Raw genomic sequence first — 15,902 nt, 5'->3', positions numbered from 1 at the left:
TAATGTTTCTAAAGAAATGTAGGAAAACCATTTATTTATGGTCATTTTTGTTTTATACTTATCCATGCTGTAAGTCCTTTGTTTTGGTCTTGGATAAGTCATCCAACCCCATTATAAAGGACTTTTTTATATCATGAAACAGTTAAATTTTTAATGCAACACTAGTGATTTTAAATATGAAAAAAGTTAGAGTTTTAAATTTAATCACATTTGAAATACTTAACCGCCCTTGATATATGGTATACTTACTCCGTGTATGTGCAGATTTTGGAGGTGGCAGCATGCCCTTGGATTTTTTTACAAATTTTGACTGGTCAAGGCTTCTTGTGTGGCGTACAGCTGTGAATATCATTGATATTCTAATAGTGGCATTCTTTATCTATCAGCTGATGCGTATCGTAAAAGGTACTCGTGCAGTCGAACTGCTTAAAGGAATTGGAGTCATTTTGATTCTGAAAGCAATTAGTGTTATTTTTCGGTTATATACGACGGAATTCATTGTGGATTTCGTTATTCAGTGGTCGGCTCTAGCACTGATCATTATATTCCAGCCGGAACTTAGACGTGGACTTGAACATCTGGGAAGAGGGTCTCTTTTCGGAAGAAAACGTCGATCGACTGCAACTGAGATCATTGTTGATAACTTATCCCATGCAATTCAGTACATGAGCAAAAGACGGATCGGTGCGCTCATCTCGATTGAAATGGAAACGGGTCTGGACGAATACATTGCTACAGGTATCCCGCTAAACGCAGAACTGAGCTCTGAACTTCTGATCAATATTTTTATTCCGAATACCCCGCTTCATGATGGAGCTGTCATCATAAAAGATTACAATATCGCGACGGCTGCGAGCTACTTACCTTTATCAGAAAGTCCGGCTATTCCTAAAAAGCTGGGAACACGCCATAGAGCGGCGATCGGACTGTCGGAAGTATCGGATGCCATTACGATTATCGTATCTGAAGAAACAGGGGAAGTCAGCATTTCTCGTAGAGGAAATCTGATCAACGATATGTCGCAGGATGAAGTTTTGAACTACCTGACAAAAGAACTCGTGGAATCAGAGAAAGAAAAAGAGACGCAAGGACCGCTGCAGCAGATTGTTGAGGCCGTACGGAAAGGAGTGTCCAGCAAGTGAAGTTGAATTTGGACAACCCGTGGATTACTAAATTAGTCGCACTTATATTTGCCGTGACGTTATTTTCGTTTGTTGCGCTGGAAAATCAGTCCCGGATCCGTTCAACGAGTCCAACTGACGGAGCAAGCATCACCAGCTCGGAAGTCATTACTAATTTGCCGATCGATATCAATATTGATCGGGACTTGTATTTCGTATCGGGCATTCCGGAAACGGCAACGATTCGTCTTGAGGGCCCTCAGGCTGTGCTGACTCAGACGTTGGCTACTCAAAGTTTCAATATCGAAACGCCTGACCTGAACCAGATGGGCCCAGGCCGTCACACTGTCCAGCTTGAGGCAGAAGGATTGAGTGATCAGTTGAATTACAGCATCATGCCGGCAGAACTGACGCTGGAAATTGAAGAAAAAGTCATAGAAGAACATGATGTAAGAGTCGAATTTAATGAAAATGCACATTTGGCTGATGGCTATACTGCCGATGATCCTGTCCTGTCCGATGAATCAGTGACAATATCCGGTGCTGCTTCGACTATGGAACAGATCAGCGATGTGATGGTAGTTGTCATGCCGGAAGAAAGTGACATAACCACTGATATCGACATCCTTTTGAACGTCCTGGTTCTTGATGAAACGGGCGACCTGCTTAATGTGAATACTTCGCCACAACAGATTAAGGTGACGATCCCTGTTCAAGGAACCGAACAGACCGTTCCAATGAATCTGGAAGAAATTGGTACACCTAATGAAGATTATGAATATGCTCTGGAGTTTGCTCAAGGAGAACCTGAACAGATCACTGTGATCGGTGAATCGGGTATTCTTGAAGAGATGAATGATTTTTCTGTAGAGGTGGATGTGTCGGGGATCACTGAATCGACCATCAGAACCATACCGATTCCTCTGCCGGATGGGATATCAGACAGTAACCCGAGAGATGTGGATGTACTGATCAGAGTGACGCCTGTCGAACAGGAAGCAGAAGACGATGATGAAACTGAAGAAGATGAAGACGATACTGTATAACTAGACTATTAGGATGAGGAGTTTGAACAATGGGAAAATATTTTGGAACAGATGGTGTTAGAGGGGTTGCGAATAAGGAACTGACCCCTGAACTGGCTTTTAAACTGGGGCGTTTTGGAGGATATGTGCTGTCTCAGCACGCTGAAGAGGAAACCCCTAGAGTACTTGTGGGAAAAGATACACGTATATCCGGTAGAATGCTGGAATACTCCCTTGTAGCTGGACTATTGTCTGTCGGGGTTGAAGTATTGAGACTTGGTGTCATTACTACTCCCGGCGTGTCTTACCTGACACGTCAGCAGAACGCAACGGCAGGAATCATGATCTCTGCCTCACATAACCCTGTGGAAGACAACGGAATCAAATTCTTCGGGTCAGATGGGTTTAAACTCTCTGATGAACAGGAAGCTGAAATTGAAGAACTACTGGATCGTGATGGAGATGACCTTCCGCGTCCTAGTTCGGATGGCCTTGGAACATCTGAAGAGTACAAAGAAGGAATCTTGAAGTACATTCAGTTTCTGACGCAGACGATCAACGGAGACCTTTCAGGTACTCATGTAGCTCTTGATGGAGCTAATGGTGCAGCAAGTCCGCTTCTCAACCGCCTGTTTGCCGATTTGGATACTGATTTCGACGTAACTGGTGCCTCACCAAATGGTCTGAACATTAATGATGGAGTGGGAAGCACACATCCTGATTATCTGGCTGATTTTGTACTGGAAAAAGGCGCAGACGTGGGGTTAGCTTTTGATGGAGACGGAGACCGTCTTATCGCTGTTGATGAACTGGGTAATATTGTTGATGGAGACAAGATCATGTACATCTGCGGGAAATTCATGCATGAAGAAGGTCGTCTGAAGAAGAATACGATCGTTTCAACAGTCATGAGTAATATTGGTTTCTACAAAGCGCTGGAAGTCCATGATCTGGAATCAGTGAAAACTAAGGTCGGTGACCGTTATGTTATGGAAGAAATGGTCAAAAATGGTTATAATTTAGGTGGAGAACAGTCGGGTCACCTGATTTTCCTTGATTACCATACAACTGGAGACGGCCTGCTTTCAGGAATTCAGTTGCTTAATGTGATGAAACAGACAGGCAAGAAATTGTCAGAACTCGCTGAAGAAGTAACGACGTATCCTCAGAAACTGGTCAATATTCGTGTGACAGACAAGCATAATGTCATGTCCAACCCGGCAATCAGTGAGGTCATTGAACAGGTCGAACAGGAAATGGCAGGAAATGGCCGTGTACTGGTTCGTCCAAGTGGAACAGAGTCTCTTCTACGTGTCATGGCGGAAGCTGAAACGGAAGAAGCAGTGAATGAATATGTCGACCGTATTGCGGACGTCGTCAGAAAAGAAATAGGTACAGAGGAAGCGTAACAAAGCGTATTAGATTACCGCAGATAGCTTAGCGAGAAGCAATCTGCGGTTTTTACATATTGAAGCAAAGGAGCAGGTGCTATGAATGCAGAATCCTATCTATCCCCGGCCTCTATCAAAAGACAAGCAAGAGAGGAATTAAGTGGAAAATGGAGAGATGTTATCCTTCTCTACCTCGTACCGTTTGTTATCAGTCTTCTGCTGACTGGCGGTATATATGGATTCGACCTGACATCCATTCCTAGAATTATTGTTGGCGAGGAAGAGGGGAATATACTGATCAATTTTCTCGTAACATACTTGACAATAGGTATATCATTTACCTTGCTCGATATGACCCGATCAAGCAGTTATAAAATAAAACCTCTGCCTGATGCTTTTCAAGTGTTTTCAAGACGATTCTTTATTCCTGTTTTTCTTATCCAACTTCTTCGAACCTTGTTCATTGCGCTATGGACGCTAGTCTTTATTATTCCAGGAATCATCAAAACCTATTCGTATTCGCAGGCATTTTTTATTTTTAAGGATAAAAAGGATCGCGGAACTGAAGAATACCTTTCAGCGTTCGATTGCATAAAAGAAAGTAGGTATTTGATGGACGGGCACAAGCTGGAGCTCTTTTTCCTTCACTTGTCATTTTTCGGATGGTACCTCCTGGAAGTGTTCACCTTGGGGATTGCTTCTTTATACGTCAGACCGTATCTTAACATGGCGGAAGCTGTCTTTTACTCCAGACTGAGCTACGATCATAAAGAGACAAGCGATGGTCAAGTCGACGCTTATTATGATGAGACACACTTTGAAGGTGAAGTGTATGAGGAAGATGAAGAGTGTGACGATTTTGCAGATTATTAAATAGAGATCTGTAAAGTCTCCTTTCTGCCATCGATTGATGTGAGCAGGAAGGGACTTGTTATCTCTTTAGAAAGATACTCAGGCAATTGGAAGAACATAACCCATCTCAGACGAGTTAGAGCCATATGGAGAGAAAGAACCAGGTAATCATGATCAATTGAATGATCCCTTCTGCAATTCGTCCGCTGAGAAACCCGATGAGCGTTCCGACAGCTGCTCTTAAAGCGTGCGCGAAGGTATCCTGTATCCAGAATTCTACGATCAGAACGGCAATAAACGGAAAAATCAGAATTCCGAATGGGGGAAAGATGAATGTTCCAGCGATGATGGCAATCGTCGCCGTTGTTTCCCCGATTTTACTTCCGCCGAATTTGTTGACAGCGATTGATCCGGCAAGCAGGTCGGCAAGCAGGAGGAAGACGGTAAGTACGCCCATTGATACCCAGAAGACCCAGGTCAGGACTGCTGAATTGATGAAAAAATGATAAATGAGAAAGCCACCCCAGACAGCTAGTACTGAGGGGACGACGGGAGAAATAAGACCCACAAAACTCAATATGAACAGACCGATGATCACGATCCATAAAATAGTATCCATTTTATCTATTCCTTTCTTAAATGATATCTAACTCAAGTATACTAGAGTTAGAGCTTATACAAAAAAGATAGACTTTTAATTTTAGACTGGGATTCATTGACAATAGATTTAGATAATGCTAATATCAGAAGTGAACAAACTATTAGTAAGTAGATTAGGGAGTGTTTGATCGTGCCAATCACATTTTTAGAGAAGCAAAACGAGTGTTGCTGTACATGTGTACAGTCTATTTCTCATGCTCTCAAAAATGTTCTAGGCGATTAAATCGATAAGCTCCTGATATATTCTGTCACTATCAGATCAGGAAGAAATCACTAACCGTTAGAATAATTAGAGTGAGCGCATGAGGGATCCCCTTGTGCGTTTTTTTGACGAAAGGAGGATAATATGATTATACAGACAGTAAATGAACTGATCGGTCAGACACCTATGATGGAAATTAAAGGCTATGACCTTCCAGAGAACACACGAATACTTGCGAAGCTTGAACAGTTCAATCCTGGAGGAAGCATCAAGGACCGTCTGGGTGTCAAACTTATTGACACAGCATTTAAAGAAGGAAGAATCAACAAAGAGTCAACGATCATAGAGCCGACTGCCGGGAATACAGGGATCGGTCTGGGGCTGGCTGCGATGTCATATGGATTGAAACTGATTTTCGTCGTACCTGAAAAGTTCAGCATTGAAAAGCAGGAGCTGATGCGAGTCTTGGGAGCAGAAATCGTCCATACACCTACGGAAGAAGGCATTAAAGGCGCAGTGGCTAAAGCTAAGGCGTTAGGCGAGAAGATCGAAAACAGTTATCTCCCGCTTCAGTTCGAAAATCCTGTCAATCCGTTGACTTATTATGAAACTTTGGGACCTGAAATTGTCAAGGACTTAGATGGTCAGTACCCTGATTCTTTTGTCGCAGGGGCAGGAAGCGGAGGCACGTTCAGCGGGGTTGCTCAGTACTTCAAGGAACAGTCAGAGAGTGTCCGAACAATCGTCGTCGAACCGGAAGGATCCATATTAGGTGGAGGCGAACCAGGACCCCACGAGACAGAAGGCATTGGTGTTGAGTCGTTCCCGCCTTTCATGAAGAAGGAATGGATCGATCAGATCTATACCATTTCTGATGAAGAAGCATTCTATTACACAAAGGAACTGGCCAGAAAAAATGGACTCTTTATAGGAAGTTCAAGCGGGGCAGCATTTGCGGCAGCACTTAAAGAAGCACAGACGTTACCAGCAGGCAGTACGATTGTGACAGTCTTCCCGGATGGAAGCGAACGGTATTTATCAAAAAATATATACAAATAAATTCAAAAGAGGAGACGATCAGTTATGCGAATGAAAACAACTTTTATACACGGTGGAATCAGTCATGATGAGGCGACAGGATCAGTTAATGTCCCGATTCACCAGACAACAACATACAAACAGGAAAAAGTAGGGGTTCACAAAGGATTTGAATACTCCAGAACAGGAAATCCGACTCGTCTGGCGCTGGAGAAGCTCATTGCAGATATGGAAGGTGGAGTCAGAGGGCTGGCCTTTGCTTCAGGTTCTGCTGGAACGCATAATATTTTTTCCCTGTTTTCTCAAGGGGACCATATCATCGTCGGGGATGACGTTTATGGCGGAACTTACCGTCTGATCAACAAAATTTTAAAGCGTCTGGGACTGACCTTTACTGTTGTCGATACAAGTGACAGTTCAACAATCGAAGGAGCCATCAAGGACGAAACGAAAGCAATCTTCCTTGAAACACCGACTAACCCTCTGCTTAAAATAACAGATATCAAGGCTGTTGCTGATATTGCCAAAGCGCACAATATAATCACTATCGTGGACAATACCTTTGCGACGCCTTACAATCAGCGTCCGCTCGAACTTGGTGCTGATATTGTTCTTCACAGTGCATCGAAGTATCTTGGTGGACATAGTGACGTCGTTGCAGGTCTTGTAACAACTAACAGTGAAAAACTGGGAGAAGAACTAGGGTTTCTTCAGAATGCTATTGGTGGGATTCTTGGGCCTCAGGATAGCTGGATCATTCAGCGTGGGATCAAGACGCTTGGTATCCGCATGGAAGCGCATGAAACAAATGCTAAAAAAATCGTCGACTATTTGAATAATCATGACAAAGTAGAGAAGATATACTATCCTGGACTTGAATCACACCCAGGATATGAAACGGCTAAAAAACAGATGACAGGTTTTGGCGGCATGGTATCATTTGAACTGAAGGAAGGCTTGTCTGCTGAAACGTTCGTCGAAAGTCTATCCCTGATCACACTGGCCGAAAGTCTAGGAGCAGTAGAAAGTCTGATCGAAATTCCGGCACTGATGACACACGGAGCAATTCCTTCAGCAGACCGTCTGAAAGCTGGAATTAAGGATGAACTGATTCGTCTATCTGTCGGAATCGAAGATGTCGAAGATCTGATCGAAGACCTGGAGTCAGGATTCAATAAACTATAATCCAACAGATAGAGGAGCAGACATGAGCGCATTCAAAGAACTGATGCAGACTTATAAAAAGAATGACCCGGCTGCAGGCAGCTCAGCTGAAATCGTCCTGACTTATCCTGGAGTCTGGGCAATATTCTTTCATCGAATCTCCCATTTTTTATATAATAAAAGAGTAAGGGTACCGGCTCGTATGCTGTCCATGTTTGCTAGATGGATCACCGGAATCGAAATTCATCCCGGAGCTGTAATCGGTCGTCGGCTGTTTATTGACCATGGTATGGGCATCGTGATCGGTGAAACCGCAGAAATTGGAGATGACGTCAAGATGTTTCACGCTGTTACTCTAGGTGGACGGGGCGATCAGGCAGGCAAGCGCCACCCGACCATCGGTGACGGGGTACTTCTCTCCGCGCATGTTCAGGTAATAGGTAATATCACAATAGGTAAACAGGCTAAAATAGGAGCCAGTGCAGTCGTTTTAAAAGATATCCCTGTGGGAGTAACGGCTGTCGGTATTCCTGCAAAAGTAGTAAAGACCAAGGAAGAGAACTTTAGAAAAACTGCAGATAATCACACGATATAAAGGGGCGAACTAATGGGTCGAGAATTTATAGAGGTATTTACCGGATGGGCCAAGAATTATGATGCATCAGTCAAAGGCAATGATGAAGAATATAAGGAAGTGTTCGCCGGATATGAGGAAATACTGGAGGAAATAGTCAATAGAAGCGGCAATCATGTTCTGGAGTTCGGCATTGGAACTGGGAACCTGACTGAAAAACTGTTGAATGCCGGCAAGGAAGTGTTTGCTGTCGAGCCGTCACCAGAAATGCGTAAACTGGCTAAAGAAAAGTTGCCGGACGATTTTACGATTCACGATGGGGACATGCAGGATTATCCACTGCCGGACAAACCTCTGGATACAATCGTCAGCTCATACGTTTTCCATCATCTGGATGATGAAGAAAAGAGCGAAGCAGTAAGATTCTATGCCCAGCAGCTGGCTGAAGGCGGGAAGCTCGTCTTTGCTGATACGATCTTCGTAACTCAGGATGTCTATGACAATGTCATAGAAGAGGCTGAAAGCGGAGGCTACAGTGATCTTGCGGAAGACTTGAGGAGAGAATACTATCCTCTACTGGATACGGTATACACTGCATTGAGTAAAGCAGGATTTTCCCAGATATCCTTTACTCAAATGAACGATTTTGTCTGGGTATTTGAAGGAACGAAAGTACAAGACGTAAAAAATATGGATATTTTAAAAGGAGATAATCATTAATGGCTGAAAAAAAGATGAACGTCGAAAGTTTTAACCTTGACCATACAAAAGTACAGGCTCCTTACGTCCGAGTGGCTGACAGAAAAACAGGAACGAACGGTGACCTGATCGTCAAGTATGATGTCCGGTTTTCACAGCCGAATAAAGAACACATGGACATGATGGCCGTGCATTCCCTTGAACATCTGACTGCAGAGCATATCCGTAATCATGCGGATTATATCGTCGATTTCGGTCCTATGGGCTGCCAGACAGGGTTTTATCTGACTGTTCTGAACCACGATAACATCGATGAAATACTCGAAGTACTTGAAAAGACGATGAAAGACGTACTGGAAGCTGACGAAGTACCGGCAAGCAACGAGGTACAGTGTGGCTGGGCGGCACATCACACGCTTGAAGGAGCAAAAGAAGTGGCTGAACGCTTCCTTTCAAAACGTGATGAATGGTCAGTGGTATTTGCAGAAGATTCTGTACAGTAATTACTGAAAAAACCGATCAGACGACACTATTATCGTCTGATCGGTTTTTTCTTCTTTTTAGAGCAATGATGTTCGATTCGTCCGACGAATCGGTTCCTTATTTAAATGAGCGGTGTTGTGGGCAGTACTATATTAGTGAAATAACGGATTTAATTAATACATAGAGAAACTTCTTCTGATTTTGAGAGTCATTCAGGAACAAGTGATCTTTAGATGTAGTTCCGGCAGTATAATAAAGGAAAAGGTATCGTTAGCGTACCGGCCAGTTGCAGTTCCGTAACATCAGCAGAGTCTAAGGTATAACTAGCGCGGTTCTAATTACAGTTCCAGGAAATTATAGTTTCCAAAGTGTCGCTAAACAGCGTCTAATTACAGTTCCAGGAAATTATAGTTTCCAAAGTGTCGCTAAACAGCGTCTAATTACAGTTCCAAAAAATCAATGCGTCCAAAGTGCTGCTAAGCGGCCTCTAGTTACAGTTCTGAATATATACTGTATCTAAAATGTCGCTATTCGCCCTATAAGTATAGTTCCGTAAACTGAGGGGATATAGATATACTATTAGGTCCTCCCAGCTTAAAGGTTTAGCATGTCATGTACTATAGTGTGTCTTTTTTAAGCATCATTCCTTTGTGCTGCCAGTCCGTTAGGCATAGAGGCCATGCAATCGGGTTTCTGACCGTGAGTCATGTGTATTTGAAGTTAGTCATGCTATAATAAACTAATAATTCCGGGGAGATGAACATATGACTAAAAACACATTTGATTTGGAACAGCAATTACTTTCAGACTTTGACAGTAAGCTGACTGCTGAAGGAGTATCTGGGGAGAGACTCGCTTACCGACTGGGTATACTGTCAAAAATAGGACTTACTGAGGACCAAGGCTCACGACGCCCGGGATTCTCACAGGAAGAGCGAGAAGCAAAAAACTGGATCGTTAAATGGATGGAAGAAGCAGGAATGCAGGTCAGAGAAGATGGGGCAGGCAATATCATCGGCAGACTGGACGGGAAACACCCTGACAAACCAGTAATTATGAGCGGATCCCATGTTGACACAGTCCCTAACGGAGGACATTTTGACGGGACAATAGGTGTGCTTTCAGCTCTGGAAGTTGCTCAGTCATGGAAAGAAACAGGGTATGCACCTGAAAAACCTTTGGAAATAGTGGCTTTTACTGATGAAGAAGGGTCGCGCTTCAACGGAGGGCTGACAGGCAGCGAGGCAATGATGGGGGATACGGACATCGAAGCCATGCAGACTAAGAAAGATTTTGACGGCCGCGCCTTTGAAGAGGTCATTAATGACGTAGGATTAAGTGTTGAAGGATTCAAATCAGCCGGACGTCCGCACAGTGATATCGAGTCCTATGTCGAAGTGCATATCGAACAGGGCAAGCGACTTGAAAAAGAGCAGCTGCCGTGTGGAATTGTAACTGGAATTGCCGGCCCCTACTGGTTGAGACTGACATTTAAAGGACAGGCTGGTCATGCCGGAAACACGCCTATGACTGATCGACAGGACGCGTTGGTTGCGGCTGGACATTTTATCCACTATATCAGTCATCTTCCTCAAAAAATAAACGACTCTGCAGTAGCGACAGTTGGGAATATTGAGGTCAAGCCGAATGGAACGAATGTGATTCCTGGGGAAGTCATAGTTTACGTGGATATCAGGGATATTTTTGAGAATACACGTCAGCAGCTTATTGATGCTATTATTCAAACGGCAGAAGATATCAGTAAATCCTGGGCAATCACTCTGACATGTGAGACAGTGCATAATGTGCCGCCAGTTCCTATAAAAAAAAACTACAGGATAAATTGGAAAAAGCGATGCAGGGGAAAGGCATCAGACCCTACTATCTTCCTAGTGGAGCCGGTCACGATGCAATGATCGTGGGCCAGCATGTTCCCTCCGCAATGATTTTCGTCCGAAGTAAAGATGGGATAAGTCACAATCCTGCAGAATGGTCTGATTTGAACGATTGCGTTCAGGCAGTGCATATACTTAAAGACTATATCGAAAGCTGCCAGTCCCTATAGAAGATTCACAAGAAATGGAAAAAGGAGGATGACCTTATGCCGATAATTTCTTATTCGACACTGCCCCTTCTGGAATCTCAGCCTATGGAGGCCGTAAACTCATGTATTGAACTAGGTGCAGATAAAGTAGAGCTGTTCATAGATGGTACTCACTGGTCTCACATTAAAGACAATCACAAAGAGGGACTTATTCAACAATTGAGAAGAGCAGGCGCTCAATATAGTGTCCATGCCCCTCACTATGATTTGAATATGGCTAGTGAGTGGGGGCCAGTCAGGACTGCAGCATTGGAACAGTACAAAAAAACCATCCGTTTTGCCGGACGGATCCAGGCATCTCATGTGGTCATCAGTCCAGGTGTCATTCATCCGACGACATTTGACAAGGAAAAAAGCCGACACTATGCTCTTAAAGGAATCAGGACTCTGATTCCTACTGCTAAACAGTGCAAGGTCAGACTGGCTATAGAACATGGTGGCGATCGCCAGAGAGAATTGTTTGATCACGACGCTTTTATTTCTTTTATTCACTCGTTCAAAGAAGATGTGGTGGGTGCAGTCCTCGACGTCGGCCATGCTCAGATTACCAGGTGGCCCATTGCCACTGTCATGAAAGAACTGAACAGCAAGCTTCTGGCCCTTCATATTAATGATACGAGGGGAAATGTGGACAATCACCTGCCTATAGGGCAAGGAGCGATTGACTGGGAGAGTGTCTTTCAGACTTTAAAAATGCTTGATATAGAGCCTGATCTAGTTCTGGAATACAATATGAGAACACCGGTTGAAGAACTTCCCCGGAGCAAAGAGGCGATCCATGACCTTTTCAAAGAGAAGAGCGGCTAATCAAGTTTAAACAATTACACAAAAGACAGCCTCATCGTTAACCTTAAACAAGGGAACGATGAGGCTGTCTGCGTTAAATATTACTATCTGCGACGTCTGCCGCCTCCACCAAAAATAAGGAAGAGTCTTAGGACACTCAGGAATGAAGCAATTGCTGCGGCAATATAAGTCAATGCAGCGGCATTCAGTACTTTCTTGGCTTGAGGCAGTTCTTCATTTGTAAGAAGGTTCTGCTCTTCAAGGATACGAATGGCACGTTTAGACGCATCGAATTCTACCGGTAAAGTGACCAGCTGAAACAGCAGAGTCAGTGAGAACAAAAGAATTCCAATATTGATCAGTGTCTGCTGATAGCCCATGAAAAATCCAAGAAACAGGATTGGGAAAGCAGCTGTCTGTCCGAAGTTGGTAACCGGCACAAGTGCTGCACGTAGACGAAGCGGACCGTAGTTGTCGCGGTCTTGCATGGCGTGTCCAGCCTCGTGTGCTGCTACACCGATAGCGGCTACTGATGTTGAATTCCGAGTGGTATCGGATAATCTGAGGACACTGTCCTGTGCATTATAATGGTCTGTCAGGTTACCCCTGATCCCTTCAAGTCGGACATTTTTCAGCTGTGCAGCGTTCAAAATCTCGCGACAGACATCGGAAGCGGTGTACCCTCGTTTACTCTTCACGTTGCTGTATTTACTGTAAGTGGACTGCACGTACATACTTGCAAATCCGGAAATAATCATACCTATGATAATCAGAATCATTGTGGGATCCCAATAGAATGGAAAGAATGGCATGTAAGTCCCTCCTATGCGTTATAGATTGTATTAATATTAGACCTGTTCATATTATACCATATCGAACTGCAACATTTTAGAAAACTGGACTAATGTTATGTGAGTTCTTTGTGAATAATGAATGGTCTGTCACATTTTGATGCTAGATTTCATCTTAATACTAGTAGTTTACACTACTGACAAAGGTTTTACTATCCATCCAGAGACTGATTTATTATACACAAAGAAGTTTAGTAAATTTACTTGTATAGTTTTACTAAAAGGGTTACAATGTTACTGACTACAAGTAGAGGAGCGATTAATTATGAACAGGAATGAACTGCTGGAGGGGTTTAAAGAAGCTTTCGGGTATGAAGGAAATCAGGTTTTCTTTTCTCCAGGACGAATCAATCTGATAGGCGAGCACACTGACTATAATGGCGGAAAAGTGTTTCCATGCGCAATTACTATGGGAACATACGGAGTTGTTAAGAAAAGGGAAGATCAGATGATTCAGGCGTATTCCGGAAACTTTCCGGAAGTGGGCATTCTGACAGCTGATCTTGATGATCTTACCTATAAAAAAGAAGACAACTGGCTGAATTATGTTAAGGGAATGATCAATTATATACAAGAAAAAACTGGAAAACTGACCCAGGGGTTCGACTTGTATATTTATGGGACTATTCCTAATGGAGCGTCTCTTTCATCTTCTGCCTCTCTTGAACTACTGACTGGAGTGATCGTCAGAGACCTGTTCTCGCTTGACATCGATCAGCTGGACCTAGTCAAACTGGGGATGCGGACTGAAAATGAATTTTTAGGACTGAATTCAGGCATTCTGGATCAGTTTGCTATCGGCATGTCCAAAGCAGGCAGTGCACTGCTTCTTGATACAAACACACTGGAATTCGAAGAGATTCCAGTCGATCTGCCCGATCATAAAATAGTCATCATGAATTCAATGACCAGAAGAGAGCTGGTCGATTCTGAATACAATACCCGTCGTGAGCAGTGTGAGACGGCGTTAGAGCAGCTTCAGACAGCAGTGAATGTCAGGAGTTTAGGTGAACTGACAGAAGAGGCCTTTGAGGCGCACAAACGTGTCATATCAGATGAGATTCTGCTCAGACGGGCAAGACATGCTGTCTATGAAAGTGCAAGGACTGAACGGGCTGCAGAGGCTCTGAAGAATAATGACCTGAAGGCGTTCGGTCAGTATATGAATGAATCTCACGAGTCCCTTCATCAAGATTATGAGGTGACTGTCAGAGAAACGGATCTTCTGGTGAGGCTGGCCTGGCAGCAGAAAGGCACAGTTGGTGCTCGTATGACAGGCGGAGGCTTTGGAGGCTGCTGTATTGCCATCGTCGAGGATAATCACGTCGATGAGTTTATCGCTCAGGTGGGTCAGGGATTCAAGGAAGAAATTGGATATGAAGCAGAGTTTTATATTGCAGAAACGGAAGATGGCACAAAGGAATGGGTGAACAATGACTAAGATACACACTACACGTGGGATTAATCAGACGATTGCTGACTTTGTAGAGTCCCAGGTAAAGTCGGGCCTCGTTCATCAGACAGACAGAATTTATCTAGCCAACAGACTGGCTGCGTTGCTGAAAGTGGATGCATTGGAAAATCTGTCCCCTTCAGATAGGAAAAATACCGCGTTGGAGCTACTGGACGAACTGATAAATTACGCTGTTTCAACCGATCAGATCGAAGACCTGCCTTCCTCTAAGGATGTATTTGGTGCAAAAGTGATGGATCTAATTACTCCTGCCCCGTCGCAAGTCAATCTGCAGTTCTGGGAAAATTACAGACAAAGTCCCAAAAAAGCTACAGATCAATTTTTTGGGCTGAGCCGACAGACCAATTACATCAAGACAAGAGAAATAGCTAAAAATATAGAGTATACACATGAAACAGATTATGGCGAGCTTGAAATTACAATCAATCTTTCCAAGCCCGAAAAAGATCCAAAGGAGATTGCTAGAGCCGGAAAGAAAAAGCCGAATTATCCGAAGTGCATGCTTTGTATGGAGAATGAAGGATATGAAGGGCACTTGTCTCACCCGGGTCGGGCGAACCACCGAATCATTCGCATGACTGTCGGTGAGGAAGACTGGGGATTCCAGTACTCACCGTATGCTTATTATGATGAGCACTGTATCTTTCTTTCACACGCACATCGTGAAATGAATGTCGGGATACAGGCAGTCAGAAACCTGATGGATATATTGACCGTCCTGCCGCATTATTTTGTAGGATCGAATGCTGGTCTGCCAATCGTCGGTGGATCGATTCTGTCTCATGATCACTATCAGGGTGGACGCCATACGTTTCCGCTGGAGCGTGCTGAAGAAAGGTTTTCTTTCGAACTCGATGGAATGACCGATGTCAAGGCGGCTGTCATTAAGTGGCCGATGTCAGTGATTCGTATAACGAGTGAATCTAAGAACAGTCTGATAAAAGCCGCAGAAAAAGTAATGTCGGTCTGGGAAGGCTACTCGGATGAATCCGTAGATTTATTATCCGAAACAGATGGAGTCCCACATAATGCTGTAACTCCGATTGCCCGTAGAAAAGGGGAGGCTTTTGAACTGGATCTGGTTCTCCGGAATAATCGGACATCTGAATCCTATCCAGATGGGATCTTTCATCCTCATCCACCCGTTCAGCACATTAAAAAGGAGAATATAGGCTTAATTGAAGTAATGGGTCTGGCGATCTTGCCCCCCCGATTAAAGGACGAACTGAACCAGGTCCGCGACTATCTGCTGGGAAGAGTCGATGCAGTTGATCCCGTCCATCAGTCGTGGGCTGACGAGCTGAAAATCGAACATGAAATAACCGAAGAAACTGTCGGGAATATCGTTGATAAAGCTGTCGGAGAAGTGTTTTTACAGGTACTCAAGGATGCAGGAGTATTCAAGACAGATCATAATGGAAAAGAAGCCTTTAAACGGTTTATCACTCACTTAAAAAAGGTATAATGGGAACGTATTA

At 43.8% G+C, this 15,902-nt stretch carries 16 protein-coding genes; 14 read left to right on the top strand and 2 right to left on the bottom strand.

Features of this window, described 5'->3' with window-relative positions:
• The first annotated feature begins 281 nt into the window (after positions 1-281).
• The 4 genes from cdaA to ACYQ4S_RS04050 all read left to right on the top strand — a co-directional run bounded on the left by cdaA (position 282) and on the right by ACYQ4S_RS04050 (position 4,410).
• Positions 282-1,142 carry a diadenylate cyclase CdaA gene (gene cdaA, locus ACYQ4S_RS04065; protein ID WP_459769535.1) on the top strand — a complete coding sequence of 287 codons (861 nt, stop codon included), beginning with the start codon at positions 282-284 and terminating at the stop codon, positions 1,140-1,142.
• Positions 1,139-2,167, top strand: a complete 1,029-nt coding sequence (locus tag ACYQ4S_RS04060; protein ID WP_346024521.1) for a CdaR family protein — start codon at positions 1,139-1,141, stop codon at positions 2,165-2,167. Before cdaA ends, ACYQ4S_RS04060 begins: the two co-directional genes overlap by 4 nt.
• A gap of 29 nt (positions 2,168-2,196) precedes the next feature.
• Positions 2,197-3,555, top strand: a complete 1,359-nt coding sequence (gene glmM, locus ACYQ4S_RS04055) for a phosphoglucosamine mutase (RefSeq protein ID WP_459769533.1) — start codon at positions 2,197-2,199, stop codon at positions 3,553-3,555.
• 81 nt (positions 3,556-3,636) lie between these two features.
• Positions 3,637-4,410 carry a DUF975 family protein gene (locus ACYQ4S_RS04050; protein ID WP_346024519.1) on the top strand — a complete coding sequence of 258 codons (774 nt, stop codon included), beginning with the start codon at positions 3,637-3,639 and terminating at the stop codon, positions 4,408-4,410.
• Between the two features lie 115 nt (positions 4,411-4,525).
• On the opposite strand, the gene ACYQ4S_RS04045 is transcribed toward ACYQ4S_RS04050, so the two are convergent.
• Positions 4,526-5,008, bottom strand: coding sequence for a DUF456 domain-containing protein (locus tag ACYQ4S_RS04045; protein WP_091266163.1), 483 nt, complete (start codon positions 5,006-5,008; stop codon positions 4,526-4,528).
• 387 nt (positions 5,009-5,395) lie between these two features.
• On the opposite strand from ACYQ4S_RS04045, the gene ACYQ4S_RS04040 reads away from it, so the two are divergent.
• The 8 genes from ACYQ4S_RS04040 to ACYQ4S_RS04005 all read left to right on the top strand — a co-directional run bounded on the left by ACYQ4S_RS04040 (position 5,396) and on the right by ACYQ4S_RS04005 (position 12,120).
• Positions 5,396-6,310, top strand: a complete 915-nt coding sequence (locus ACYQ4S_RS04040) for a PLP-dependent cysteine synthase family protein (protein ID WP_459769530.1) — start codon at positions 5,396-5,398, stop codon at positions 6,308-6,310.
• Between the two features lie 24 nt (positions 6,311-6,334).
• Entirely contained in the window at positions 6,335-7,474 is a 1,140-nt protein-coding gene (locus ACYQ4S_RS04035) for a bifunctional cystathionine gamma-lyase/homocysteine desulfhydrase (RefSeq protein WP_346024517.1), read from the top strand.
• A gap of 22 nt (positions 7,475-7,496) precedes the next feature.
• Positions 7,497-8,048, top strand: coding sequence for a serine O-acetyltransferase EpsC (epsC, locus tag ACYQ4S_RS04030; protein WP_346024516.1), 552 nt, complete (start codon positions 7,497-7,499; stop codon positions 8,046-8,048).
• Positions 8,049-8,060: 12 nt separating this feature from the next.
• Positions 8,061-8,747 carry a class I SAM-dependent methyltransferase gene (locus ACYQ4S_RS04025; protein ID WP_346024515.1) on the top strand — a complete coding sequence of 229 codons (687 nt, stop codon included), beginning with the start codon at positions 8,061-8,063 and terminating at the stop codon, positions 8,745-8,747.
• A complete protein-coding gene (locus ACYQ4S_RS04020) occupies positions 8,747-9,229 on the top strand; it encodes an S-ribosylhomocysteine lyase (RefSeq protein WP_459769528.1) in 483 nt (160 codons plus the stop codon). The genes ACYQ4S_RS04025 and ACYQ4S_RS04020 overlap by 1 nt, the downstream gene beginning before the upstream one ends.
• A gap of 744 nt (positions 9,230-9,973) precedes the next feature.
• Positions 9,974-11,125 carry a M20 family metallo-hydrolase gene (locus tag ACYQ4S_RS04015; protein WP_459769526.1) on the top strand — a complete coding sequence of 384 codons (1,152 nt, stop codon included), beginning with the start codon at positions 9,974-9,976 and terminating at the stop codon, positions 11,123-11,125.
• Positions 11,065-11,274, top strand: a complete 210-nt coding sequence (locus ACYQ4S_RS04010) for a M20/M25/M40 family metallo-hydrolase (protein WP_459769524.1) — start codon at positions 11,065-11,067, stop codon at positions 11,272-11,274. Before ACYQ4S_RS04015 ends, ACYQ4S_RS04010 begins: the two co-directional genes overlap by 61 nt.
• 36 nt (positions 11,275-11,310) lie before the next feature.
• Positions 11,311-12,120, top strand: coding sequence for a sugar phosphate isomerase/epimerase family protein (locus ACYQ4S_RS04005; protein ID WP_459769522.1), 810 nt, complete (start codon positions 11,311-11,313; stop codon positions 12,118-12,120).
• A gap of 83 nt (positions 12,121-12,203) precedes the next feature.
• Here ACYQ4S_RS04005 and ACYQ4S_RS04000 read toward each other — a convergent pair whose 3' ends face one another.
• Entirely contained in the window at positions 12,204-12,911 is a 708-nt protein-coding gene (locus tag ACYQ4S_RS04000) for a zinc metallopeptidase (RefSeq protein ID WP_459769520.1), read from the bottom strand.
• A 304-nt stretch (positions 12,912-13,215) separates the two neighbouring features.
• On the opposite strand from ACYQ4S_RS04000, the gene ACYQ4S_RS03995 reads away from it, so the two are divergent.
• Positions 13,216-14,391 carry a galactokinase gene (locus ACYQ4S_RS03995; protein WP_346024510.1) on the top strand — a complete coding sequence of 392 codons (1,176 nt, stop codon included), beginning with the start codon at positions 13,216-13,218 and terminating at the stop codon, positions 14,389-14,391.
• Positions 14,384-15,889 (top strand): UDP-glucose--hexose-1-phosphate uridylyltransferase, encoded by a 1,506-nt coding sequence (gene galT / locus ACYQ4S_RS03990; RefSeq protein WP_346024509.1) that lies wholly within the window; start codon positions 14,384-14,386, stop codon positions 15,887-15,889. Before ACYQ4S_RS03995 ends, galT begins: the two co-directional genes overlap by 8 nt.
• Positions 15,890-15,902: the final 13 nt, after the last annotated feature.

This window comes from Alkalibacterium sp. s-m-28, assembly GCF_054658175.1.
This window is presented reverse-complemented; position numbering and strand designations above follow the sequence as displayed.

Coding starts and splice junctions, on each gene's coding strand:
- cdaA (WP_459769535.1), top strand. CDS start 282: ATGCCCTTGGATTTTTTTACAAATTTTGACTGGTCAAGGCTTCTTGTG.
- glmM (WP_459769533.1), top strand. CDS start 2,197: ATGGGAAAATATTTTGGAACAGATGGTGTTAGAGGGGTTGCGAATAAG.
- ACYQ4S_RS04050 (WP_346024519.1), top strand. CDS start 3,637: ATGAATGCAGAATCCTATCTATCCCCGGCCTCTATCAAAAGACAAGCA.
- ACYQ4S_RS04045 (WP_091266163.1), bottom strand. CDS start 5,008: ATGGATACTATTTTATGGATCGTGATCATCGGTCTGTTCATATTGAGT.
- ACYQ4S_RS04040 (WP_459769530.1), top strand. CDS start 5,396: ATGATTATACAGACAGTAAATGAACTGATCGGTCAGACACCTATGATG.
- ACYQ4S_RS04035 (WP_346024517.1), top strand. CDS start 6,335: ATGCGAATGAAAACAACTTTTATACACGGTGGAATCAGTCATGATGAG.
- epsC (WP_346024516.1), top strand. CDS start 7,497: ATGAGCGCATTCAAAGAACTGATGCAGACTTATAAAAAGAATGACCCG.
- ACYQ4S_RS04025 (WP_346024515.1), top strand. CDS start 8,061: ATGGGTCGAGAATTTATAGAGGTATTTACCGGATGGGCCAAGAATTAT.
- ACYQ4S_RS04020 (WP_459769528.1), top strand. CDS start 8,747: ATGGCTGAAAAAAAGATGAACGTCGAAAGTTTTAACCTTGACCATACA.
- ACYQ4S_RS04015 (WP_459769526.1), top strand. CDS start 9,974: ATGACTAAAAACACATTTGATTTGGAACAGCAATTACTTTCAGACTTT.
- ACYQ4S_RS04010 (WP_459769524.1), top strand. CDS start 11,065: ATGCAGGGGAAAGGCATCAGACCCTACTATCTTCCTAGTGGAGCCGGT.
- ACYQ4S_RS04005 (WP_459769522.1), top strand. CDS start 11,311: ATGCCGATAATTTCTTATTCGACACTGCCCCTTCTGGAATCTCAGCCT.
- ACYQ4S_RS04000 (WP_459769520.1), bottom strand. CDS start 12,911: ATGCCATTCTTTCCATTCTATTGGGATCCCACAATGATTCTGATTATC.
- ACYQ4S_RS03995 (WP_346024510.1), top strand. CDS start 13,216: ATGAACAGGAATGAACTGCTGGAGGGGTTTAAAGAAGCTTTCGGGTAT.
- galT (WP_346024509.1), top strand. CDS start 14,384: ATGACTAAGATACACACTACACGTGGGATTAATCAGACGATTGCTGAC.